This is a genomic window from Hyphomicrobium sp., from assembly GCF_003987855.1.
Lineage (GTDB): Bacteria > Pseudomonadota > Alphaproteobacteria > Rhizobiales > Hyphomicrobiaceae > Hyphomicrobium_B.
In genome coordinates this window covers 1-23,721 of record NZ_RXIZ01000001.1, presented here as the reverse complement: position 1 = coordinate 23,721, position 23,721 = coordinate 1, and the positions used below count along the sequence as shown (strand labels likewise).

The window sequence follows — 23,721 nt, the reverse complement described above, 5'->3', positions numbered from 1 at the left end:
TCAGCTAGATTCTCGGCCCATGAAGGATCGCGAGGCGTTGAGGATCGATGCCGCCCCGATCGATCCGCTGAACTCAGCGGAAGGGTTCGGTGGTGTGCTCCCTCTGATCATTGTCGCGGCTGCGGGAGGCGCAGTCCTGTTCGGACTGCTGGCGAGCGGTTCGGGCGAGCCCCTGCTTTTGACCGTGATCGCCCTTCTGGCGATGCTGGGCACCTTCATGCTGTTCGCCATTGCGGCGGGACATCTCCGGTTCGGCGCCCGCGTCGTCCCGGGAGACATTTTGAAAGCTGCCGTGGATGCTGACGATGAGCCCAGGATCATCTCGGATGTCGACGGCACGGTTCTTTATGCGAACAGTGCCGTGGAGCGTTTGCTCGGACGGAACGAGGCCGGCCCGTTCTCGGCGCTCGAAGCGGCGCTCACCGGCGATGGTGAGGGCACCCAAGCGCTTTTCCGTCTGACGCGGGCAGCGGAGCGCGGTGAAGCGCGCCGTGAGGACGTGCGGCTGCGGCTTCACTCCGGCCGGCGAGAATCCTGGGCGCGCATCAGCGTGCGCCCGTTCGGGCTGGCGGAGGGTGTCGCGGACGTGGCATCGCGCGGCGACCGCCTGGCCTCGTGGAGAATTACCGACGTCACGGCTGAGAAGAGCCAGGAGGCGCAGCAGATCAGCAAACTCGAGTCTGCTCTGGGTGCGTTCGATTTCATGCCGGCCGGCTTCATGTGGGTGTCCGCCGACGGCGCGATAGAGCACGTCAATGCAGCGTTCGAGCAATGGCTTGGCTATCCTGCCGGCGGCCTGCGCGTGCGGTCACTTGGGCTTGCTGAACTCGCGGGTGTCGAAGGCCTTCGCCTGCTCAAGCACATGGCGACTATTCCCGAAGACGATCAGCGCATCATAGACTTGGATCTCACGCGCCAGGACGGCCGCATCGTCGCGTTGACGCTTTTAGTCGAGCCGGTCGGAGGGCATGCGGAGCAGGGGTTCACCGTCACCGCGATCAACCGGCAGACGACTGGTCTCGTCGACCGTAGCCAGCAGGACGTGCGCAGCTCGCAATTCTTCCAATCAGCGCCGTTCGGTATTGCTGCGCTCGATGGTGAAGGCCGGATTGCTTACTGCAACACTGCGTTCATGCGCATGATGCTCGACGGCAAGCCAGCGCAGGATGTTCTTGCTGCGGAAGCGCTGTCGCGGACGGCGGAACCCGAGGAGCAGGTGCGTATCGCGACCAGCCTCGCGGACGCGCTCGCCGGTCGTGGCAATATTCAGCCGATTGAAATCACGGCAGGCGAAAACAAGCAGTTTACTCGCCGCATCTACATGTCGCCGCTAGCAGCGGTGCAAGGCGGCGCGGCCGCTGCCCTCTACGTCGTCGACGCCACGGAGCAGAAGGCGCTCGAGGGACGCGTCGCGCAAGCGCAGAAGATGGAAGCGGTCGGCAATCTCGCTGGCGGCATCGCGCATGACTTCAACAACGTGCTGACGGCGATCATCGGCTTCTCCGATCTTCTCCTGCAGACGCATCGGCCGAGCGATCCCGCCTATCGCGACATCAAGAATATCCAGTCGGCGGCGAACAGGGCCGCGGGTCTTGTGAAGGGTCTGCTCGGATTCTCGCGCAAGCAGACGCAGCAGGTGTCCGTCTTCAATCTCGGCGATCTGACGTCAGACATGTTGCCGGTCCTGAAGACCCAGTGCGGCGAGAAGATCGAGCTCAAGATCCATGCGGAGCGCGATCTTTGGTACGTCAAGGCGGACAGCGATCAGCTTTATCAGGTCATCCTCAATCTCGTCCGCAACGCGCGCGACGCCATGCCGAACGGCGGCAAGATGACTATCCGGACGCGCAACATTACAGAGCGCGAAAGCCAGAAGATGCGTGATGTCGTCGGCTTCACGCCTGGCGAGTACGTCTTAGTGGAAGTCGCCGATACCGGAACGGGCATGAGTCCGGACGTGATGGCTAAGATCTTCGAGCCGTTCTTTACGACGAAAGGCGTCGGCAAGGGCACGGGACTGGGCCTCGCCTCGGTCTACGGCATCGTCAAGCAATCGGGAGGCTTCATCCAGCCCGAGAGCGAAATCGGCAAGGGCACGACGTTCAAGATCTTTCTGCCGCGCCACTTCGTGGAAGAAGGCGCGACGATCGACACCTCGCTTCCGCAATCGATCGCCACGGCGAAAAGGGAATTGAAGGCGACCGATCTCACGGGCACCGGCCGCGTGCTACTCGTGGAAGACGAGGTCGAGGTCCGCCAGTTTGCGGTGCGGGCGTTGAAGCGGCAGGGCTATCAGGTGCTCGAAGCGGAGGATGGGGTCGAGGCACTGGAAATCATGGCCGAGAACGAAGGCTGCATCGACATCGTCGTATCGGACGTGGTCATGCCGGAGATGGACGGCCCCGCCCTCTTCAAGGAGCTACGCAAGCGCAATCCATCGCTAAAGGTGATCTTCGTCTCCGGTTATCCGAATGAAGCCTTTCGCGAGTCGATGGGCTCGGATGACTTCGCGTTCCTGCCGAAGCCGTTCTCGCTGCCGCAGCTGGCGGCGAAGGTGAAGGAAGAACTGGCGAAGTAGGCTAAATTCGAGTGGCGCATCACGGCGCAACTCCTGGGAGACCGCCGTGATGCGCAACGGACGAATTAGACCTCGCCCTTGAGGCCTTTCTCGAAATACTTGTGAATGATCTTGTCCTGGTTCTCGAGCAGCCAGTCGATGGAGGGCTCGAAGTGCATGGCCTTATGGATGGCCTGCGCCGTGGCCTTGCGGTGGATGTCGAACAGAATCTTATGGTCGAGCTTATCGATGGTCGAGACGACGGGATTGAGCCAGACCGAAACGATAATGCCGAGGTCATCGACCTTATCTTTCGGCAGATCTCCGGCGCGAACGGCGTCGAGGACGCCCATCGCTGTCGCGTACTGGACCGTTCCCATCAGAATGTTCGTGTAGCGTTCGTTCTCGACGGTGACCTTACTGACGCAGATCGTCGGCGGGCGCACCATCACGTCGGTGTTCAGCAGCGACAGCACTCGGCTGTGGCCTTTGACCTGATCGCCGAGGAGCGTGGCGAACGCTGTGCCGAATGGGCCGTCCATCTCGCCGATTGCAACTTCCGGCTCAGCGGCTGTTCCTGGGGGTCCGCCAGCGACCAGGGCTTCGCCGACGCGTATGCCGAAACGCCCGGAGGGGCGCGATGGAATGCTCATGTCTCTTCACCTTGTGCACGGTTGTCATCTGGGCGCCGGTTCCGACGCACGAAGGTGGGATAAACCAGAGACACCGGAGACGCGCCATAAGTTCTGGTTATGGCGCGTCTCACGGTCGCGAGATGATCGAAGGGGGGGCCGATCTCTCGCAAATTTACTTGCAAGGCACTTCGATGAGACCGTCGGCTGCAGCGGAATACCGGCGGCAAACTCCGGACGTGTCCGTGCCTGCAGCCTTCGCCGACGCCGAAGTTTGGTCAGCGGATGCCGTTTTCGTCAGGGAGCCGGTGGTCACGGCTTTGGTATCACTCTGGGACGAGGTATTGTTGGCCTGCAGCATGTCCGCCTTCGGGGCGGCAGTGCTCACAGGAGTGTCCGCTTTCGCGGTGGCCTGCTTGGCTGCGACCGCTTTCCGTCTTTCCATGGCGAGCAAGCGAGCGCGTTTTGCAGCGGCAGCTTCCGCGGCGGCTTCGGCGGCGCGCTGGGCTCGAATGGTCTGCATCCGGCGCTCCCGCTGCAATTCGAGTGCCTCCTCATACTGGAGACGATCCTTATCGCAGTGCGGTTGGGCGGGCTGGCGACCCTGATTGCGAAAAAACGGGCTGGCGTAGAAGGTTCCCGAGCCGTGTGCTTCGGCATTCGAAGCGAAGGCACCGGCAGCGACCAGTACGGCGACGAGAGTTGTGATCTTGAGCACGTATGCCTCCATTGCTTGGCTTTGAGGAGAGGATGCCGGACACGGGCGCGGAACGCTGTATCGCCGGTAACAGGTGTATGATCGGTGCCGAAAGTTTTCGCGGCCCTCCCGGTTTGCCGGTGGGCCGCGAGATCATCGAAGGAGGCTCGTTGTTTTATTGGCAGGGGGTATCGATCACGCTGTCGGTTGCGGCCGAATATCTGCGGCACGTTTGACCAGCGGCTACGGTTTCAGCCGGCGTTGTCGATGAGGTCTCGATCTTATCCGGGCCGCTCTTTTCGATCGTTGTAGTCTGGCCTGCGGCAGTCGTAGTGGTTGCCGGCGTATCGGCCGTCGACGGCAGGCGATCAGCTTTCTTAAGAGTCGGCGTATCGGCGGTGGCAGCCGGCTGCTGAGCCGCTTCCGCGGCCGCAATCTGAGCGGCCTTCTGTTGCTGAAGAGCGATCTGGCGAGCGCGTTCGCGCTTCGCAGCTGCGGCTGCGTAAGCCCTCTGACGCTCACGTTCACGAGCCGCCATCATCTGCCGCTCGCGCATTCTTTCATAAGCTTCCTGGCGGCGGCGCTCTTCTGCGGCGTGGGCGAGCATGCCAGCGGCGGCCATACCACCGAAGAAAAGACCCATCCCGCGGACGCCCGCCTGGGCGGATGAGGTAAAGGAACTGGTGACGACTGCGATTGAGATCAGGACTGCGAGAAACTTGGACATGAGAGCCTCCTCCGGCTTGACATGCCGTTAGATAGCTTCCGAGCCGAACGACCGCTGTCCCCCGGGTTACAGGTGTCCGTGGAGGTATTTGGCTTTCTGTTGGCGCGCCTTTACGCCTTTACGCCGTGACTGAGGTCGCCGGCGAGGCCACGCTACCGTTCCACTTCTTCAGAAAGGCGGCAAACTCCGAAATCCCAACCGGTCGCGAGATCAGGTAACCCTGAACGTATTGGACGAGACCGGTCGCCCTCAACAGTTCCAGCCGCGGTTCTGAATCAATGCCTTCGACGATGACCGTGGTTCCGGATGCATGCACGAGATGCAGGACCTGTTCAAACATGCGGCCCAGGACGCTATCGGGTGCGGACATGGCAAAGGAGCGATCGAGCTTTACGCCGTCGGCCGCAAGCGTGGCCACGCGTTCGATACTCGAATAGCCTGTCCCGAAGTCGTCGATGTAGGTCTTGATCCCCCGTTGCCGCAATTCACCTATGGTGAGTTGGGCTTGGTCGTAGTCGATGTCCTCGTCTTCCACGAGTTCGATTGCAACGTTCAAATTGCTTGCGGAACGATGCAGATTGCCGAACGTCGCGAGCATCGTCGCGGTGTTAAAATCGCTTGCGAAGACGTTGAAGTTTACCGTCAGAGGGGCAGTCGGCACTTCTTTCATAAGTTCTTCTTGTGCGCGCGCGGCGACGAGTTCGGTAAACTCCAGTGTGCGCCGCAGGTGTCTGACGAGGTCCAGGAATCGAACAGGGCTCACTACGCTGCCGTCGAGATCGCGCCATCGTGCCAGGACTTCGCAACCGCTGATCCGCCCACTGCGCAATTCAACAATGGGTTGATAAGCGAGCACGAGCGAGCGCTCATCAAGATTGCGCGCGAAACGCGCTTCGAACGACCAATACCGTGTCAACCACTGAACGAATGCATAAGCGCCCAGCCAAGCGAATAGTGTCGCGACGACGGTGAATAGGAGGATCGAAGGAATCCGGGTGTTAGCCCACGATGAGAAGCTGCTCTCGGACGCTATGCAGTAGATTTTTCGCGAGCCGCACGACACTAAGGTTACGTTCGAGGAAATTCCAAGCCGATCTGCCGTGGCTGTCAGGCGTCCGTATAGCCCCGATCCTCCGGTCAAGGGCCAAATTTTGCCGTCGCTGCCGCGGACCACGAGCTGGCTGTTGGGCGCGTCTTCGCCGGCGGCGACGAGAGAGTACGGCGGAATGACGACGCCGAATTCTCCAAGCATCGCGATCGTGCCCGATACACCGCCCATTCCGAGGAATTGCAGATCGCGATTGACCCAGAGATGCGGCTCCTCACCCTCGCCGCGGACCTCTGGCGGTCCTAGGGGTGGAGCGGCGGAATACGAGGCCTGATTGGTTCCGCACTTTGGAATGCCTTGCGGCGCGTAGAAGAAGACGTTCAGTCCATCCGGACGATACGCCACGATCTGCATCTGGCGCAGGAAGTCTTCAGAGCAGGGTGGGCTGGTCGCATCCTTATGAAGGCTCTGTAGAGCCGAGATCGCAAATTCATGCAGTTGTGTGACGTGTGCGAGCGCGGCCCGGTTCTGCCGGTCCAAATCTCCGGCGATATCCCATAACGCCAGTTTGTAGCCGGCTACCAGCAGGAGCAGAAAGGCTACGGCCCACGCGGCGCCTAAGACCTTCCTCGAATGTCGGCCGTCGATGAATAATTTCGCAAGAATGGGCAATTCGATTTCTCATCCAAAAAATTGATGCGTATTCGGATGAAGAGTCGTCGGCAACGCCAAATTAACCTTCTCACCAACGTCGGAATGGCGCACGAGAACAAAACGTGATTGACAGATTAAGAACAAATCAAGTACATTATCCATCAATTGCTGGCGTGCACCGCTTGCCATAAGGGATTAGAGGGCGAAGACATGGAACGGCCGGACTTGACTGTGCTTGAAGGGGGCAAGATGGACAAGAAGCAGGCGCTGGAGCAGGCGCTCGCGCAGATCGACAAGACCTTTGGTAAGGGGTCGATCATGCGCCTGGGTGCTAACGAAAAGCTGGATATAGAGGCGATTTCGACTGGCTCTCTCGGGCTCGATATCGCGCTGGGCATCGGCGGTTTGCCGAAGGGACGCATCATCGAAATTTATGGTCCCGAATCTTCGGGCAAGACGACTTTGGCTCTACAAGTCGTGGCGGAGGCCCAGAAGAAGGGCGGCATCTGCGGCTTCGTCGATGCCGAGCACGCTATCGATCCGGGCTATGCAAAGAAGCTCGGCGTCAAAGTCGAGGATCTGCTGATTTCGCAGCCTGACACGGGCGAGCAGGCCCTCGAGATCGCCGATACCCTCGTGCGCTCGGGAGCTATCGACGTGCTTGTGATCGATTCCGTAGCTGCCCTCACTCCCAAGGCCGAGCTCGAAGGCGAGATGGGCGACAGCCTACCTGGTCTTCAGGCACGCCTTATGAGTCAGGCGTTGCGGAAGCTTACCGGTTCGATCTCGAAGTCGAACACGATGGTCATCTTCATCAATCAAATCCGCATGAAGATCGGCATCATGTTCGGTAATCCGGAGACGACCACCGGCGGCAATGCGCTCAAGTTCTACGCCTCGGTCCGTCTTGATATTCGCCGGATCGGGCAGATCAAGGAGCGGGAAGAGTCGGTCGGCAATCAGACGCGCGTCAAGGTCGTCAAAAACAAGGTGGCGCCGCCGTTCAAGCAGGTCGAATTCGACATCATGTACGGCGAGGGCATTTCGAAGGTCGGCGAGCTAATCGATCTTGGGGTGAAGGCCGGCCTCGTCGAGAAGTCCGGGGCGTGGTTATCCTACAACGGCGACCGGATCGGCCAAGGCCGGGAGAACGCGAAGGCCTATCTGAAGGAGAACCCGCGGGTGGCGGCCGAACTCGAACGGGCCATTCGGGCGAACGCCGGTTTGATCGTTGAGAAGATGCTCGCCAACCCGGAATCCGGAGAGGATGACGGCGAGGAACCCGACGAGGACGGGGTGCTCCCGGACGAATCGGGCAAGAAGGTCGCGAAGGCGAAGCGATAGGTTTCTGTTAAGAGCCACGTTTCTGGACACATCCAGAGGCCGCCGCTACAACGGCGGCCTTAAGCCGTTTCGGGGCGTCTCCCGAAGCATGTTTCTCTCAGGACAGGCACGAAGCACCACATGGCTGGCGTCAGCGAAATCCGCGCATCGTTTCTAGATTTCTTCGGAAAGAACGGTCACGAGATTGTGCCCTCCTCACCACTCGTGCCGCGCAATGATCCGACACTGATGTTCACGAACGCCGGCATGGTGCAGTTCAAGAACGTCTTCACCGGCCAGGAAACACGCGCGGTGCCGCGTGCGGCGTCGTCACAGAAATGCGTTCGCGCAGGGGGCAAACACAACGACCTCGACAATGTCGGTTACACGGCGCGCCACCACACCTTTTTCGAAATGCTCGGCAACTTCTCGTTCGGAGACTATTTCAAAGAGCGTGCGATCGAGCTTGCCTGGAACCTCCTGACGAAAGACTTCGGGCTCGACAAGGAGAGGCTGCTCGTCACCATTTATCACACCGACGATGAAGCCTACGGCATCTGGAAGAAGATCTCGGGTTTTCCCGACAGCAAGATCATCCGTATCGCGACAAGCGACAACTTCTGGCAGATGGGCGATACGGGTCCTTGCGGTCCGTGTTCTGAAATCTTTTTCGATCACGGTGACAAGATCCCCGGTGGCCCTCCCGGTTCGCCAGACGCCGATGGAGACCGCTTCATCGAGATCTGGAACCTCGTTTTCATGCAGTTCGAGCAGATCGCGCCTGGCAATCGGGTCGATCTTCCACGTCCTTCGATCGACACGGGCATGGGACTTGAGCGCATCGCGGCGGTTCTGCAGGGCAAGCACGACAACTATGACATCGATCTGTTCCGCCATCTCATTCAGGCCATTCGCCAGGAAGCGGTGAAGGCCGGTGCGAAAGAGAACAAGACTTCGGAGGATTTCGACCATGTGGCGCGTCGGGTCATCGCCGATCATCTGCGTTCCACCAGTTTCCTGATTGCGGACGGCGTGCTGCCGTCGAACGAAGGCCGTGGCTACGTGCTTCGTCGCATCATGCGGCGTGCAATGCGCTATGCGCACCAAATGGGCTGCACCGATCCTTTGATGTACCTGCTCGTGCCGGCGCTTGTGCGCGAGATGGGTGACGCTTACCCCGAACTCGTGCGCGCGCAGCCGCTCATCACCGAGACGTTGAAGCTCGAGGAGACCAAGTTCAAGCGCACGCTCGATAACGGGTTGAAGCTTCTCGGCGAAACTTCGGCGAACCTCAAAAAGGGCGCGGTGTTCTCCGGCGATGTCGCGTTCAAGCTTTACGACACGTACGGGTTTCCGCTCGATCTTACCGAAGACGCCTTGAAGCCGCGCGGCATCACCGTCGATACCACAGCCTTCGACGCGGCGATGAAGAAGCAGAAGGATGCCGCGAAGGCCGCTTGGAAGGGCTCGGGCGAAGCTGCCACGGAAGGCTTGTGGTTCGAGATCAAGGAAAAGACCGGCGCGAGCGAGTTCCTCGGCTACGATACCGAGACTGCGGAAGGTATCGTCGCGGCCGTCATATCCGGAGGCAAGGAAGCGGGAGAGCTGAAGCCCGGCGAGGAAGGCGCGCTCATCTTCAATCAGACGCCTTTCTACGGAGAGAGCGGCGGCCAGGTCGGCGATCAAGGCGTGGTGAAAGGGCCTAAGGGCGCGCTTTTCCGGGTGAGCGATACGCAGAAGAAGCTCGGCGATCTTTTCGTTCATTTCGGCAAGGTCGAGTCCGGCTCGTTCAAGGCGGGCGATGCGGTGGAACTCGAAGTCGATCACGCGCGGCGCTCGGCAACCCGTGCCAATCACTCGGCAACGCATCTTCTGCACGAGGCGCTCCGGCAAGTTCTTGGCACGCATGTGGCTCAGAAAGGCTCGCTCGTATCGCCTGATCGTCTGCGCTTCGACTTTTCGCATACAAAGCCGATGTCGCTCGACGAGATCCGGCAAGTGGAAGACATCGCAAATGCGGTGCTGCTTGAGAACACGCCGGTGGTCACGCGGCTGATGGCGCTCGAGGATGCCCGCGCAACGGGCGCCATGGCGCTGTTCGGGGAGAAGTACGGTGATGAGGTTCGCGTCGTATCCATGGGCTCAACGCGTCCTGGTGCCAACAAAGCCTGGTCGGTCGAGCTGTGCGGCGGCACGCACGTCTCGCGTACCGGCGACATCGGTCTTATTCGCGTCGTAGCGGAAAGTGGAAGTTCGGCAGGCGTTCGCCGCCTCGAGGCGCTGACAGGCGAGGGCGCGCGAGCCTATCTCGACGAGCAGGATGCACGCGTGAAGGAAGCGGCGAGCGTGCTCAAGACAAGGCCCGAGGACCTCGTCGAACGGCTCAAGGCGCTCGTCGAGGAGCGCCGGGCACTGGAAAAGCAGCTCGCGGATGCCAAGCGTCAGCTCGCGCTCGGCGGTGGAGCGTCCGCCGGCACTGCGGCCAATGGTGAAGCGATCCGCAGCATCGGCAACGTGAAACTTCTAGCGCGCACGGTGCAGGGGTTGAACCCGAAGGATCTGCGCGGCTTGATCGACGACGGCAAGAAGCAGGTCGGTTCGGGCATCGTCGCGGTGGTCGGGGTAACCGAGGACGGAAAGGCGGGCTTGGCGGTCGGCGTGACGGACGATCTCATCAAGACGTGGAGCGCTGTCGACCTCGTCAAGGCCGGGGCCGAGGCGCTGGGCGGCAAGGGAGGTGGCGGGCGTCCCGATATGGCTCAGGCAGGTGGACCCGACGGCGCGAAAGCGGGCGATGCACTGAAAGCGATCGAGGCGCGGCTGGCGAGCTAAGGCATCGGAAGGGACGGTCTCGACCGATCCGCGTGCTGCATCGCAACAGCGTTTTTCCGTTACGTTGCGGGCATTTCACTTATGGAGGTTGGGAAAACTCGGTATACAGGCGCCGCATCCGCCCCACTTGAGGAATTTGTCAATGCCCTCCTTGCGTTCGCTGAGTTTCGCTGCCCTGGTTATCGCCGCTTCGCCGGCGTTTGCCGATGATGCGGTCGTCAAGCTGCCCACGACACCAATGCCGTCGGCTGGCCCGACGATGGCAGCCGCGCAGGAATTCTGTGGTGATGCATCCGGTAAGGCTGAGGATCTGATCGCCCGCTATTCGACGAAGACCGGTCTGCAGAAGGTCTATGAGAGCGATAAATACTTGGCCTACTCGGACGACCCGAAGAACGCCACCGTGATGTACACGTTCACGACGAAGAAGAACCCTGCTTATCCCGCGGCCGTCTGCCGGAAAGTTGTTCGTAAGGGCGACATCCTGACGATTGCGATGAAGGTTGTGTGCGACGGCGAGAAGGTTGCCTGCGCGAGCCTCGAAAACGATTTCAATGTGATGAATGCGCAGATGCAGGCGCAGGTCGACCAGCAGATCTCACAACAACAGAAGAAGTAGTCAGCTGTCCGCGAGCCCGCCGCGATTTCCAAATGGCAGCGCTCGCGTCCAAGCGTCAGAACGCCTCCCAGCCGGCTTTGGCGGGCTTGTTCGTGGTCGCCGTGTGCAACTTGCGCAGGGCGTTCACCTGTTGACTGGCGAGTTCCCCCACAGCCTCTGGCCCACCGTCGATATTGAACAAGCTGACGAGGCCGGAAAGCGTCTCGGCTTCGCCTGCGAGGGTTTTGCCAGCTGCGTTGGTCTCTTCGGCCATGGTTGCGTTTTGCTGAGTGCTCTGGTCCATTTGTGCGATTGCTTGGTTCACCTGCTCGATGGCGCTTGCCTGGGCCGTCGCTCCAGCTGCAATTTTTGCAGTTTCAGAGTTGATCTCGCCGATATGTAGCAAAATCCTGTCGAGGGATTTTCCGGTCTCGCCGACGAGAGAAACGCCCTCGGCGACTTGTGTTCCTGACGACAGTATGAGGCTCTTGATTTCTTTTGCGGCTTCGGCAGAGCGTTGAGCCAGAGCGCGAACCTCGGAAGCAACGACTGCAAAACCGCGACCAGCATCGCCGGCGCGGGCCGCTTCAACGCCGGCGTTCAGGGCCAAGAGGTTTGTTTGGAAGGCGATCTCGTCAATGACGCCGATAATCTGGCTGATTTGATGAGACGACTTCTCAATATCTCCCATAGCGCTGATCGTCTTATTTACGACTTCGCTGCTCTTCACGGCATCGCTCTTGGCAGCTTCGACCACCGCACGCGCATGCGCCGCGCCCTTGGCGGCAGTTAGTACGGTATCGGTGATGTTAGCGAGCGCGGCGGCGCTTTCCTCGAGTGCCGCGGCCTGCGTCTCGGTGCGACGGGCGAGTTCGTCGGCTGCGTCGGCAATTTCCTTCGTTCCGAATGAAATTGACTGCGTGTGCCCGGAGACTTCCCGCATGACATTTTCAAGCTCGCCCATCGCCGTATTAAAGTCATCCTTGAGCTTCTCGTAAGCTTCGGGGATCTCCTGGGTAATTCGATAAGAAAGATTCTTTTGGGCAAGCATGGCGAGCGCAGCTCCAATCGAGCTGCTCACGATGTGCCGCTCTTTCTCGATCACCTCCTGCTCGGCCCGGCGTCGTGCGGCATGATTGGCGAGTTCCAGCTCGCGGGCTTGGTCTTCTGCCTGTGACGCAGCGGCGCGCTGGGCCAGTTCGCGTTCGAGCCGTTCCTTTTCCTGGGTCGCCGCTTCCTGCTGCAGCCGTACGTTCTGCAGACCGGCGTCACGGAACACTCGGAGCGCCTGCACCATCTTGCCGACTTCATCATCACGGGCTGGCGGTATGACGACGTCGTTCTTTCCGGCGGAAAGCTTCGTCATCGCTTCTGTAACTTCGGCGAGGGGCCGAAGAATGCTTACGATCGCGATAAACATTGCCAACGCCGACACCATAAGGCCAACGAGTATGCTCGCAACCGAAACCCATTCCGCAGTATCGATGAAAGCCGTGCTCGACTCACTCGCCTGTTTATTGGCAGCGGCGATTTTGTCGCCCACAAGCTCCATCGATCTTTCGAGGTCTGAGAAACGTTCAATAAAGCTCGGGAGAAGAGCTTCGGCATTCGCTCTGTTTTCAAATGATAAGGCAATCATCTGCTGAGCGGCCCGAACATAGGCCGCAAGCGGCTCCTGGACAGAGGCGATAGCGGAGCGTGCATCGTCAGGAAGCTGAAGTTTTTTATTGTCCTCGATCGATCGTTTTAGGTCGTCGACATGCTCCGCATTTTCTTTTTCAATCTCTTCTTTTTTCTCCGGAGCCTTGATCGATTCATAGAGCGCAGAATACACGTCGGCGCGTAGCGCATCATGCATCATATCGGCGTTCATATGATTGCGCAGTGCGGTCGCCACTGTTTGCAGCTCTGCGATCTGATCTCCAACCATTTTGGAGCCGATCCCGAGGGTCAGCGCCAGGAACATTATCGTTGATGCCGCAGCGAGGGTAGCGCATAGCAGTTTCGTTCGAATGGTCATCATCTTCATAGCTGCACGATCTCGATCTGCGGCTTGCGGCGTGAGCTTCAGGTGCAACTCAGTGCGTCGGCCGGCGGCAATAAGGAAATTATGGGAATGTCATATCGGCTGTGCCGACGCTGCGCATTGGCGTCATGCCAATTGGATCAAGTAAATCGACTGCAGATAAAAAATAATTGCGGGCAATTACCCAAATATTATCAGTGGGCGGATTTATACTAAAGACTACGCTCTCAATCAGAGAATGAGAGTTTTTTTCTCCGTGTTGTGTTTGATTTTTTTCGCCCACCGTTTGCGCAACGGGGAATTGATCAGTGTATATTCCGCATCCCACTTCGATAAGCCTCTGATATTTCGGCCGAGCCTCGAAAACGATTTCAATGTGAATGCGCAGATGCAGGCGCAGGTCGACCAGCAGATCTCACAACAACAGAAGAAGTAGTGCGGACGCGCTGCTTATTTCAGCCGGGCGAGCCAAATGGTGTGACCGCCTGTTGCCGGATCCTCGGCGACGTGGGCGATCGTTTCGAACCCATGCGCGCTGAGAAGAGTTCGATACTCCTCGGGGTCGAGACTTGCGTGAAACAGCGGCTCTCCGAAGAACACGCCCATCGCCACTCCATCCCTCGGACCGCTCGTGAACATCAGGGCCGCACCCGGGGCCGCGTGTTCGCGAAAGAGACGGAACATTCCGCGCTGATCGCTTTGCGTCAGATGGAAAAAGCTATCCCACGCTAGGATGCCGGCGAACGTGCGGCCGAGCGATAGCGCACGCATGTCGGCAACGTGCCATTCATTTGTAGGATGGCGGGTGGAGCAGAGCGCGATCATCGCCGCGGAACTGTCGACACCGACGAGGTCATACCCAGCTCGGATGAAGAACCCTGCGATTGGTTCGCCGGAGCCACATCCGATGTCGAGGAGTGAAGCACCGCACGGCACGAGGTCAAGAAAGCGACTGAGCCACGCGCGCTCGAACAAACTGCGCGATCTTCCCTCATCCCAAACCTGGGCGTGGCGATCATACAGGCCAATGATCCGATCAGCCTCGCTGTTCACGTCGCTCATCGATGTTTTTGGTTGGCACTTAGCGGTTTCCCTCCGGGAAGGTGCCCGCCAAGCGTCGTTTTTGAGCGCATGAAAAATCAGTTCGCCATTGCGGCTTTCAAGTTTTCGTCCACCTTGTCGAGGAAGCCGGTGGTCGAAAGCCATTTCTGTTCGGGGCCGACGAGGAGCGCCAAGTCCTTCGTCATATAGCCGGCTTCGACGGTGGCCACGCAGACCTTCTCGAGCGTCTGGCAAAACTTGGCGAGCTTGTCATTGCCGTCGAGCTTGGCGCGATGACCAAGACCTCTGGTCCAAGCAAAGATAGATGCAATGGCGTTTGTTGACGTTTCCTTGCCCTTCTGGTGCTCGCGGTAATGACGAGTGACAGTGCCGTGTGCTGCCTCGGCTTCGACCGTCTTGCCGTCGGGAGTCATCAGGACGCTCGTCATCAGCCCTAGCGAGCCGAAGCCCTGCGCGACCGTATCTGACTGCACGTCGCCGTCGTAATTCTTGCATGCCCAAACGTAGCCGCCGGACCATTTGAGGGCGCTCGCCACCATGTCGTCGATGAGGCGATGCTCGTAGGTCAATTTGCGCTTCTCGAATTCTTCCTTGAATTCGGCCTCATAGACTTCCTGGAACAGATCCTTGAAGCGGCCATCGTAGGCCTTGAGGATGGTGTTCTTCGTCGAAAGATAAACGGGGTAGTTGCGAGCTAATCCGTAATTCAACGAGGCGCGGGCAAACTCGCGGATCGATTCATCGAGATTGTACATCGCGAGCGCGACGCCAGCGCCTGGGGCCTTGAAAACTTCCTTCTCGATGACCTTGCCGTCCTCGCCGACGAATTTGATTGTCAGCACGCCTTTGCCCGGAAACCTGAAGTCGGTCGCCTTATACTGGTCGCCGAACGCGTGACGGCCGACGATGATCGGCTCGGTCCAGCCGGGGACGAGGCGCGGCACGTTCTTGCAGATGATCGGTTCCCGGAAGATGACGCCGCCGAGGATGTTGCGGATCGTGCCGTTGGGGCTCTTCCACATTTCCTTGAGGTTGAATTCCTTCACGCGCGCTTCGTCGGGCGTGATCGTGGCGCATTTGATGCCGACGCCGTGCTTCTTGATGGCGTTGCCGGCATCGATCGTGACTTGGTCAGAGGTCTTGTCGCGGTTCTCGACCCCTAGGTCGTAGTATTCCAGATTGACGTCGAGATAGGGGTGGATGAGCTTGTCCTTGATCAGCTTCCAGATGATGCGGGTCATCTCGTCGCCGTCGAGTTCCACGACGGTGCCTTCAACCTTGATTTTCTGCATGGGATGTCTCGCCGGCGAATTTGGAGGGAAGCTCGCGTTCCTTTCGCGCGCGCGACGAGGTTAACGCCTCATGGTGCACCTGCGAAGAGAACCTTCGGCGTAGTGGTGCGTCAGAACGAGCGATGATTCAAGTCTCGCGGCGGTTTGAAAGCCGCTCGGGCGATCAGCGGGTGGGTTGGCCTTCTTGACACCCTTGTCTTCCCGGGGGATGCCGGTGGCCCTAATGCGGGCCTTTTGGATTGCCGCGCGAACCCTGTCGCACCCCCGGAGGTATGTTTGAACGTCGAGACTGGAGCGCAAGTGGGCGATGCGGGTCTGGAAATTCGGCCCGTCAGCGGAGAGCCCGTGCTCGGTCCGAAGGACACGCGCGTTTCCGACGTCGTTCATGCCTGCCACTCAGCCTCCATCGACCAAGGGCTCGATGCCCTGGCGATTCCGGGTCTTACGCGCGACACGTTGGAGCCGGTGCTGCAGTATTGCGCCAGCCTTCAATGCATTGCCGACGAGGTGACGTGTCCGGGATGCAAGCGGCGCACGGAAGTGCAGGGGATCGAGACGCTCGACCAGTTCATCCTGAGCAAGAAGGAAGTGATCGTCGGTGACGGGCGCGTCCGCCTCAGGGGCGAGGGGGTCGAGACCGTATCGACGCCGTGTCTTGAAACTCTCGCTAAGCAATGGTCGGGGGAAAACTACTGGTTTTGGGCGCGCCGCGTCATCCGCAAGCTTCGACATGGGTTGCGCCGGGCGCACATGCGCGGCGAGCCCGTGGCCGGCGAAGGCGAGACGCCATCGGTCATTCTGATGGAGCCGCAACTGGCCGATAATATCGGCATGGTCGCCCGGGCCTGCGCCAATTTCGGGCTCGATGATCTTCGTCTCGTCAATCCGCGCGACGGCTGGCCCAATGAAAAGGCCCGTATTGCCGCTTCAGGCGCGAATTACATCATCGATGATGCGCGTGCGTTCGGCACTCTCGATGAGAGCATTTCCGATTTGAATTGGGTGGCGGCGACGACGGCTAGGCAACGCGATCTGCGAAAGCCTGTGCTGACGCCCGAACAGGCCATCGCGGAAATGCGCACGCGGATCGGCCGCGGAGAGCGCTGCGGCGTCCTGTTTGGACGAGAACGCAACGGGCTCGAGACGGGCGAAGTCGCTCATGCCGACGTTCTGATCATGATTCCGGTGAATTCCCGGTTCGCTTCTCTCAATCTGGCTCAGGCAGTGCTGCTAACGGGATACGAGTGGATGCGGGGCGACGCGGGCCGGAGCCTTGGGCGGGTCACAACCTACGAGAAGCCTCTGGAAGAGGGGCTCTATATGGGCCGTGATCGACCTGCGACCAAAGAAGAACTCATTGGTCTGTTTGAACATTTAGAGCGAGAGCTTGAGGAAAAAGGCTTCTTCAACCCCGCGCACCGGAAAACGGTCGTGTCTCAGAACTTACGCACTCTCTTGACCAGGATGAATGCAACGGAGCAAGAAGTCCGCACCCTGCGTGGTATAGTTGCAACGCTCGCACAGGGCAAAGGAAGGGCCAGGAGAGGGGGGGAATAAGTGCCTTCTTATGGCCAAGTTTTGGGCCGAGCGATGCCAAGTGGAGAGGCATACTAGCGATATGCAACGTGACCTGTTGTTTGGGCCGCGGGCTGGTCGGATTTCGCGTTCGGGATAGATAAAAATACAGAGGCTCATCTGGAGATGTTGATGAACACGAGGGCGGGGGTTGTGTTGGCGGGCGTTGCGGCGCTTGCGCTCTGGGGAACTTCCGCGCCTGCCGGCGCGCAGGAGCTCAGCGAGCATGCCGTGCGGTCATTCATGGAATATGCGTGGTCTCTTACCCCGCAGCAATTTTCGAAACCTGACGGCTCGGTCATCGTCATCGACAAGAACAAGAAGGCTGAAGTCGAGGTCCCCATCGATGTAGCGCGCGACGTGATCAAGGCGGGCCGGCTGTCGGCCCACGCTCAGATCTGCGACCTTCGCGACGATCAAGTTCTGAACCACCGGGCCCTGATGCGCCGGGAGGAAGCCAAGAAGCGCTGGACCCCGCAGCAGATGGTCTACATCAGTCAGCTGCACCTCACGACCGTGATGCTGATGACGGGCCGGATTCGCCTTGTCGAGCAGGACGGTGACAAGCAGGTGGTCGTCGACGAGAAGAAGCAGCCGCCGCAGACCTGCTCGGACGAGCAGCGCGCGAAAATTAAGGAAATGATTACGGCCTATGTGGCTGCAAGCCCGGCCCCGAATCTCGCCGCCGCTGGCCAGCCTGCGCCGGGCAAGGCCCCTGCCGGGGCTCCGGTTTCGACTGGTTCGACCTCTCTCAGCGAGACGGCGATCGAGAAAAGATAGGCAGTTGACGGGCCTCCCGGGCCCCGCTATCAACCGCTCTTCCAACGCGGGCCTTTTGGCCCGCGTTTGATTTCTGCGCACCCGTGGCGGGACTGTTGAAGGTCCATGCCTGTCGGCCCTCTCACGAGGGCGAAGGAGGGGGCGCTCCAAACGGCGCCGGTTTCATGCCGGGCCATAACCTATGGAGTGCTAGACTATGACCAAGCGCATTCGCGCCAAGCATAAGATCGACCGCCGTCTCGGCGAGAACATCTGGGGTCGTCCGAAGAGCCCCCTTAACCGCCGCGAGAGCCGTCCCGGCCAGCACGGTGAGCGCCGCTCGGGCAAGCTTTCCGACTTCGGTCAGCAGCTCAAGGCCAAGCAGAAGCTCAAGGGCTATTATGCCTCGATCTCCGAGCGCCAGTTCCGCGCGCTTTACGACGAAGCTTCGCGCCTCAAGGGTTCGACCTCGGAACACATCATCGGCCTGTTGGAGCGCCGCCTCGACGCGCTCGTCTATCGCGCCAAGTTCGTGCCGACGCCCTTCGCGGCTCGCCAGTTCGTCAGCCACGGCCACGTCACGGTCAACGGCCAGCGCGTGACCATTCCGAGCTATCGCCTGCGTGTCGGCGATGTGGTGGAAGTTCGCGAAAAGGCGAAGCAGATGACGCTCGTTCTCGAGGCGATCAAGAGCGCCGAGCGTGACGTTCCGGATTACGTCAATGCCGATCACGGCAAGCTCACGGCGTCGCTGACGCGTGTGCCGGCTCTCTCGGACGTGCCCTATCCGGTGCAGATGGAACCGAACCTCGTCGTCGAATTCTATTCGCGATAGTTTTTGTTTGGCGCTGGCGACTCCCCTACGGGGGGCCGGCCGGAAGCCAAGACCTCGGATTTTCGAAAGGCCGCGCTCGCGCGGCCTTTTTTGTTTGGCGCGAGCTTTTCCGTTGTTCTGGCACGGTCGCAGCAGAACCGCCCGCTGATAATGCGACGTACCTCAGGCCGCGCGGCTGCGGCGGGACTTCGCAGCGGGCCCGATGGATATGCCGGGGTTCGGCGAGATCGCGGGGCCGCCCACTTGCCTTTTTCGGCGGCGGTCTGCAGGAGGCTCGGCATTTGCCCAGGCGTAGGCGAGCATCGTCATCAGCGCTGACGCGGCGAAGAAGTAGACGCCCGGCAAAACGCGGGCTTCTGTGTATCCCGACGAATTTACGTAAAAGATCATCAGAGCCAGCACCATCACGTCTGTCATGGAATAGCGGCCGATCCATTCCATCGTGGCGAAGGATTTTCGGCGGAAATCCTGCGGCATGTCATGGGCTGTGATCAGCGTCAGCAGATAAAACAACTTCAGGAACGGAAAGAACACCGACACGGCGAACACGACGGCGCACAAAAAGTATTCCTCGTTTTCAAACAGCGCGTACATGATCGTCAGAATCGAGTGCTCGTTCGTCCAGACGTAAATCGTCGTGAAGCGGATCGTCGGCAGGATCAGTCCGAGTGCGAAAAACACGGTCGCGAGGATGATGAGAAAGCTGAGGGCAAAATTCCGCCAGGCGAGCGAGCGTGGTTTGCGTCCGACGTCTGGCTGCGGGAGCACGGGCACAAGTTCAGTTGCGGCAGCCATGCCGTCCGTTCTTATCCATGCGTAGGCCAGTATCATCAGAACGACGGCGGCTGTGAAGAAATAGACGCCGTTGAGGCTCGCAGCATCGTACACGCCCTGGCTTTTTATGAAGAAGATCGTCAAAGCCAAGACCAGAACATCGTGCATCGACCACTTGCCGAGCCATTCGAGCGCGCGCAGACGCGATTGATGGCGGACGATTTCGGCTGGCGGCAGCGTTGAAACGAGCAATAGGTAAAGGAGCTTGGTAACCGGGAGTACGATCGAGAAAACGAGAACGATCAAACCAAGGAAGGTCTGTCTATCCTTCAGCAGAACATCCACGGTCGACAGCAGCGAATGCTCCGTCGTCCAGAAACCGAAACTCGTCAGCTTCAAAATCGGAAGCGTGATGCCGAGCGCCAAGCAAACGCTCGCGGTCAGGATCGTCAGCGAGAGAATGAAGCGCCGGCCACTCAGCCACATGACCTGCATTCCGGCTCCTTTGGCGGTGATGCAAGCCCGCCTCCCTGTGCGAACGAGGCATCACCCAGCTAGGGCAAAATTGAGACGGCACAGGTCAAGTCTACGGCGCGGTCAGCGACTAGCATTCGACCCGCACAACAGGTGAGATGATGACAGATACAGCCGCCACACGCGACCCCGCAAAATACGCTTCGAACGGAAAGCCCCGGGCTCGCGGGCTGGGGCTGCCAATGCCGGGTGTCACCGGACCAGCCAATGCCATCACCGATGTTGCCGGTGTGACGGTCGGCTTGACGACATTGCGAAACGACGGCGGATCGGTTCACACCGGCGTCACGGCGATCCTGCCGAGAGCGCCGCAAGATTTGGCGCACCCGGTATGGGCCGGCGTCTTTTCGATGAATGGCAACGGCGAAATGACCGGCTCCCACTGGATCCGCGATGCTGGCTGGTTCACGGGGCCGATCACGATCACCAACACTTTCTCCGTGGGTCTTGCCCATCACGCAACGCTCAAGTGGATGGCGAAGAGGTTCTCCGCGTTAGGCGAGGACCTCTGGGCGCTTCCGGTCGCGGCGGAGACGTACGACGGCTTCCTCAGCGATATCGCGGGCTTCCACATCACGGAAGAGCACGTGATCGCGGCTATCGATGGAGCAAGACCGGGGCCCGTCGCGGAAGGCTGCGTTGGCGGCGGCACCGGCATGATCGCCTACGAATTCAAAGGCGGAACGGGCACGGCATCTCGGCGCGCCACGACGCGGCTCGGCGAACATACCATCGGCGTGTTGGTGCAGGCGAACCATGGGATTAAGCCTTGGCTCACAGTCTGCGGCAAACCGGTGGGCGACCTGCTTCCGGGCGAGCGCGTCTATTCCATGGAGCGCGGATCGATCATCGTCATCATCGCGACAGACGCGCCGCTGCTGCCCGGGCAGCTGGAGCGGTTAGCGCGACGCGCATCGATCGGTATCGGGCGCGGCGGCACACCCTCTGGCAATTCGTCGGGCGATATCTTCATGGCGTTCTCGACAGCAAATGATCCAGGCCAATTGCCCGAGCCGCCCGCGCTCAAGTTCACGGCCGCCAGCAATGACGATCTAGATTCGATTTATCTGGCCGTTGTCGAGAGCGTGGAGGAGGCGGTTATCAACGCGATGCTCGCAGCCGAAACAACGACGGGCAAGCACGGCCGTATCGTCAAAGCGATCGATGGCGAGAAGCTGAAGGCGCTCGTGCTCGGATGATGTCTCGCGACCTGCGCCACGATCAGAGTTTTTTCGAACTTCTGACCGGCAGCTACGCGCGGCTCATCGGCGAAAACCTGGTGCCGGCGGGCGCGACTGCGGAATGGCTGTACGAAGATGCGCCGTTCGTTGTGCTCGCCCACAATACGGATGCGGATCCCAAGTTCATATACGCGAATAAGCGGGCGCAGGCGTGCTTCGGCTATACCTGGGAAGAGTTTCTCGGCCTGCCATCTCGGCTGTCGGCCGAAGCCCCTGACCGAGACGAGCGGGCGCACATCCTCGAGGAAGTCGCGCGTCGCGGTTTTGTGCGTGGATATCGCGGCGTTCGCATTTCCAAAGCCGGACGCCGCTTCTGGATCGACGACGGGGTCGTTTGGCAACTGTGGCCGACCGCGCGGGCGTCAACAGAGGGCAGGCGGCAACGTTCGCCTCGTGGACGGATATTTGAGAACTGCGGCCGATCACAAATGAAAAAGCGGAGCTGATGGGCTCCGCTTCAATCTCGCAGCCGTTTTGCCTGCGTCAGCCGTGATGATGGCTATGGGGGATACCTTTCTCGCAGATGAGATCGTGCAGCTCACCGGCAGAGTACATCTCGCGCATGATATCGCAGCCGCCGACGAATTCGCCTTTGACATAGAGCTGAGGAATCGTCGGCCAGTTGGAAAACGTCTTGATGCCTTCGCGGAGGCTCTGGTCTTCCAGAACGTTCACGTCCTTGAACGGTACGCCGAGGTGCTCGAGGATCTTCACGGCGGTGGCAGAGAATCCGCACTGCGGGAACTGCTTCGTTCCCTTCATGAAGAGGACGACGTCATTGTCGGCGATAGTCTTGGCGATCGTGTCGTTTGCTGTGGTCGTGTCAGAGGCCATTCCGAGGCTCCTATCCCATGGTGCCAAGGGCGGCCGGCACGGCGCACCCGCGAAAGATCCAGATGTGGGTGAGAGTTGGCCGTTAGTCAATCAGGCGGTTTGATCGCGGAGGCGTCACTCGGGCGGCAGGGCGGTGGTAAGCTGTAAGGCGTGCAACACCCCGCCCATGCGTCCGCCAAGGGCGTCATAGACCATTTGATGCTGCTGCACGCGGCTTTTGCCCTTAAACTCCGAGGTGACGACATGGGCTGCCCAATGGTCATTATCGCCCGCCAAGTCCTTGAGCTGGACCTGGGCGTCGGGAAAGCGCGCTTTTATCATCTTTTCGATATCGGCCGCTGGCATCGGCATCGGCAGTGAACTCCGGCTTGGATTGGAGAGGCTGGCTGCCTCTATGGGCCCTCCGATCAGCTTCGGCAAGAGCGGCCATCAGGACTTCTTATAAAATTCTCACGTAATTGCGATTGGACGTTATCAATCCATTGGCCTATCTAGATGGTTACGAGAGGGGCGCAATAAGCCCAATCGAAGTCTAATGGAGGACACCATGAAGACCTGGACAAAACCCGAAGTTCGCGAGCAGGAAGTCGGCCTGGAAGTTACGTCGTACCTTCCGGCAGAGATCGACCTCATCTAAGCCGAACTACTCGATTGAATTGGCGCGGTGGCAGGAATTCTGCCGCCGCGTTTTTTATTGGGTCCTATTGTTCGCAATCGATCGTTACTTTCACCCAAGGCAGATCGAGTTTGCATTTGCCGTCTTTTGTCTTGGTCACGAACTTATCCAGTTGCAGATCGCCGATCTTCAACTTGCCGAGATCGGTCCCCGCTCCCTCATCCTTGCCAGTGTCGGGTGCCGGCGCGTCAGCCTTGGCTGTTGCCGGAGATTGATCTGATTTCGCAGGTGCCGGGATGTCAGAGGCGGGTTTTGTAGCCGCGCTCGCGTCAACCTTGGCCTCGGGGGCTGGCTTGGCATTGGCGTCACGTTCCTGCGGCCGCTCACTGACGGAGGGGGCGCTATTTGGCGTCACTGCCAAAGGTGCCGTTGCGGTCGTACCGGGCTTGTTTGAATTGGTGAGGCCGCATAGCTGCAGATCCTGCGGCGCCGGCGTCCAGATCATCGTCTTGGAGAGGAACTTAATTCCCGCGTAGCCGACGACCTTGAGGTTGCCGTTAGAGAGAGGAACGAGTTCCACGTCGTACTTGCGGCCCTTCTCCGGAGAGTAGATCCAGCCGTTGTCCCAGTGGCCTTGGGTCACCGGCTTAACGTTACCCAAGATCTGCTTGCCGCAACCGTCGGCGTCGCCTGAGGATTTGACCCATACGACGTTGCCGCAAAGCGCATTGCTGCTGCCGTCGCACGATTTGATTTCCACCGCGCCGCGACCCGTATCATCGAGCCAGATACCTTTTGGGTCGGAACCGGCGAATGCGCTGGCAATCGATGCCGGAGCCAGCGATAGCCCGACGATTGCAGCTGTCACGAATTTCTTTGCCCGCATGACAAGATCCTTTCCCAAGATCAGGTTTGCTTTGGATGACCAGAGTTCCAGACCCTTTTGCCGGAAAAAGCTGCCTTAAGAAGTTCCAGCGGGAACAAGTAGCGAGGGCCAATCCTAGGCATTCCTTAACTTCGGCTTTTGCCGGAGCGCTCATAAAAACTCATGTAGGGGGTGAAACGAACCCCGAAAAGCCGACGTATCTAACCTTGCAAGAGCGAG

At 59.7% G+C, this 23,721-nt stretch carries 20 protein-coding genes and 1 pseudogene; 10 read left to right on the top strand and 11 right to left on the bottom strand.

Annotation, left to right across the window (positions count from 1 at the left end):
• On the top strand, nucleotides 1–2,578 hold a 2,578-nt coding region (locus EKK30_RS00105), incomplete at its 5' end, for a PAS domain-containing sensor histidine kinase (protein WP_290978434.1).
• A 65-nt stretch (nucleotides 2,579–2,643) separates the two neighbouring features.
• Here the strand turns inward: EKK30_RS00105 and EKK30_RS00100 are convergent.
• From EKK30_RS00100 to EKK30_RS00085, 4 genes are all read right to left on the bottom strand, one after another.
• Entirely contained in the window at nucleotides 2,644–3,210 is a 567-nt protein-coding gene (locus tag EKK30_RS00100; protein WP_290978432.1) for a formaldehyde-activating enzyme, read from the bottom strand.
• A 154-nt stretch (nucleotides 3,211–3,364) separates the two neighbouring features.
• Nucleotides 3,365–3,907, bottom strand: a complete 543-nt coding sequence (locus EKK30_RS00095) for a hypothetical protein (protein ID WP_290978430.1) — start codon at nucleotides 3,905–3,907, stop codon at nucleotides 3,365–3,367.
• Nucleotides 3,908–4,061: 154 nt separating this feature from the next.
• Nucleotides 4,062–4,613, bottom strand: a complete 552-nt coding sequence (locus EKK30_RS00090) for a hypothetical protein (RefSeq protein WP_290978428.1) — start codon at nucleotides 4,611–4,613, stop codon at nucleotides 4,062–4,064.
• Nucleotides 4,614–4,731: 118 nt separating this feature from the next.
• Nucleotides 4,732–6,333, bottom strand: coding sequence for an EAL domain-containing protein (locus EKK30_RS00085; RefSeq protein WP_290978426.1), 1,602 nt, complete (start codon nucleotides 6,331–6,333; stop codon nucleotides 4,732–4,734).
• 192 nt (nucleotides 6,334–6,525) lie between these two features.
• Here EKK30_RS00085 and recA point away from each other — a divergent pair, with 192 nt between their 5' ends.
• The 3 genes from recA (at nucleotide 6,526) to EKK30_RS00070 (ending at nucleotide 11,089) form a co-directional block, all read left to right on the top strand.
• Nucleotides 6,526–7,659 carry a recombinase RecA gene (gene recA / locus EKK30_RS00080; protein ID WP_290978424.1) on the top strand — a complete coding sequence of 378 codons (1,134 nt, stop codon included), beginning with the start codon at nucleotides 6,526–6,528 and terminating at the stop codon, nucleotides 7,657–7,659.
• Between the two features lie 120 nt (nucleotides 7,660–7,779).
• Nucleotides 7,780–10,470, top strand: a complete 2,691-nt coding sequence (gene alaS / locus EKK30_RS00075; protein ID WP_290978422.1) for an alanine--tRNA ligase — start codon at nucleotides 7,780–7,782, stop codon at nucleotides 10,468–10,470.
• A gap of 142 nt (nucleotides 10,471–10,612) precedes the next feature.
• Complete coding sequence (locus EKK30_RS00070; RefSeq protein WP_290978420.1) at nucleotides 10,613–11,089, top strand: hypothetical protein; 477 nt, start codon at nucleotides 10,613–10,615, stop codon at nucleotides 11,087–11,089.
• Between the two features lie 55 nt (nucleotides 11,090–11,144).
• On the opposite strand, the gene EKK30_RS00065 is transcribed toward EKK30_RS00070, so the two are convergent.
• The 3 genes from EKK30_RS00065 to EKK30_RS00055 form a co-directional block, all read right to left on the bottom strand.
• Entirely contained in the window at nucleotides 11,145–13,097 is a 1,953-nt protein-coding gene (locus EKK30_RS00065) for a HAMP domain-containing methyl-accepting chemotaxis protein (RefSeq protein WP_290978418.1), read from the bottom strand.
• 447 nt (nucleotides 13,098–13,544) lie between these two features.
• Entirely contained in the window at nucleotides 13,545–14,156 is a 612-nt protein-coding gene (locus EKK30_RS00060; RefSeq protein WP_290978416.1) for a class I SAM-dependent methyltransferase, read from the bottom strand.
• Between the two features lie 77 nt (nucleotides 14,157–14,233).
• Nucleotides 14,234–15,448: an NADP-dependent isocitrate dehydrogenase gene (locus EKK30_RS00055; RefSeq protein ID WP_290978414.1), complete on the bottom strand. Its 1,215-nt coding sequence runs from the start codon at nucleotides 15,446–15,448 to the stop codon at nucleotides 14,234–14,236.
• Between the two features lie 276 nt (nucleotides 15,449–15,724).
• Between EKK30_RS00055 and EKK30_RS00050 the strand changes: the two genes are divergently transcribed.
• The 3 genes from EKK30_RS00050 (at nucleotide 15,725) to rpsD (ending at nucleotide 18,617) form a co-directional block, all read left to right on the top strand.
• The gene (locus tag EKK30_RS00050) at nucleotides 15,725–17,005 is read left to right on the top strand and encodes an RNA methyltransferase (RefSeq protein WP_290978412.1); all 1,281 of its coding nucleotides are present in this window, start codon (nucleotides 15,725–15,727) and stop codon (nucleotides 17,003–17,005) included.
• 150 nt (nucleotides 17,006–17,155) lie between these two features.
• Nucleotides 17,156–17,803 (top strand): hypothetical protein, encoded by a 648-nt coding sequence (locus EKK30_RS00045; protein ID WP_290978410.1) that lies wholly within the window; start codon nucleotides 17,156–17,158, stop codon nucleotides 17,801–17,803.
• Between the two features lie 196 nt (nucleotides 17,804–17,999).
• The gene (rpsD, locus tag EKK30_RS00040) at nucleotides 18,000–18,617 is read left to right on the top strand and encodes a 30S ribosomal protein S4 (protein WP_290978408.1); all 618 of its coding nucleotides are present in this window, start codon (nucleotides 18,000–18,002) and stop codon (nucleotides 18,615–18,617) included.
• 162 nt (nucleotides 18,618–18,779) lie between these two features.
• Here rpsD and EKK30_RS00035 read toward each other — a convergent pair whose 3' ends face one another.
• Nucleotides 18,780–19,886, bottom strand: coding sequence for a paraquat-inducible protein A (locus tag EKK30_RS00035; protein WP_290978406.1), 1,107 nt, complete (start codon nucleotides 19,884–19,886; stop codon nucleotides 18,780–18,782).
• 140 nt (nucleotides 19,887–20,026) lie between these two features.
• Between EKK30_RS00035 and EKK30_RS00030 the strand changes: the two genes are divergently transcribed.
• Both EKK30_RS00030 and EKK30_RS00025 read left to right on the top strand, forming a co-directional pair.
• On the top strand, nucleotides 20,027–21,124 hold the full coding sequence (locus EKK30_RS00030; RefSeq protein WP_290978404.1) for a P1 family peptidase: 1,098 nt from the start codon (nucleotides 20,027–20,029) through the stop codon (nucleotides 21,122–21,124).
• Nucleotides 21,124–21,575 (top strand): annotated as a pseudogene (locus EKK30_RS00025) (MEKHLA domain-containing protein). The gene EKK30_RS00030 and the pseudogene EKK30_RS00025 overlap by 1 nt, the downstream one beginning before the upstream one ends.
• A gap of 74 nt (nucleotides 21,576–21,649) precedes the next feature.
• Here the strand turns inward: EKK30_RS00025 and grxD are convergent.
• Together grxD and EKK30_RS00015 are read right to left on the bottom strand one after the other, a co-directional pair.
• Nucleotides 21,650–22,000, bottom strand: coding sequence for a Grx4 family monothiol glutaredoxin (grxD, locus tag EKK30_RS00020; RefSeq protein ID WP_290978402.1), 351 nt, complete (start codon nucleotides 21,998–22,000; stop codon nucleotides 21,650–21,652).
• Nucleotides 22,001–22,114: 114 nt separating this feature from the next.
• Nucleotides 22,115–22,351, bottom strand: a complete 237-nt coding sequence (locus tag EKK30_RS00015) for a BolA family transcriptional regulator (RefSeq protein WP_290978400.1) — start codon at nucleotides 22,349–22,351, stop codon at nucleotides 22,115–22,117.
• 196 nt (nucleotides 22,352–22,547) lie between these two features.
• Between EKK30_RS00015 and pqqA the strand changes: the two genes are divergently transcribed.
• Nucleotides 22,548–22,637: a pyrroloquinoline quinone precursor peptide PqqA gene (gene pqqA / locus EKK30_RS00010; protein WP_013947273.1), complete on the top strand. Its 90-nt coding sequence runs from the start codon at nucleotides 22,548–22,550 to the stop codon at nucleotides 22,635–22,637.
• Between the two features lie 64 nt (nucleotides 22,638–22,701).
• Here pqqA and EKK30_RS00005 read toward each other — a convergent pair whose 3' ends face one another.
• A complete protein-coding gene (locus EKK30_RS00005; protein ID WP_290978395.1) occupies nucleotides 22,702–23,502 on the bottom strand; it encodes a DUF2147 domain-containing protein in 801 nt (266 codons plus the stop codon).
• Between the last annotated feature and the right edge of the window lie 219 nt (nucleotides 23,503–23,721).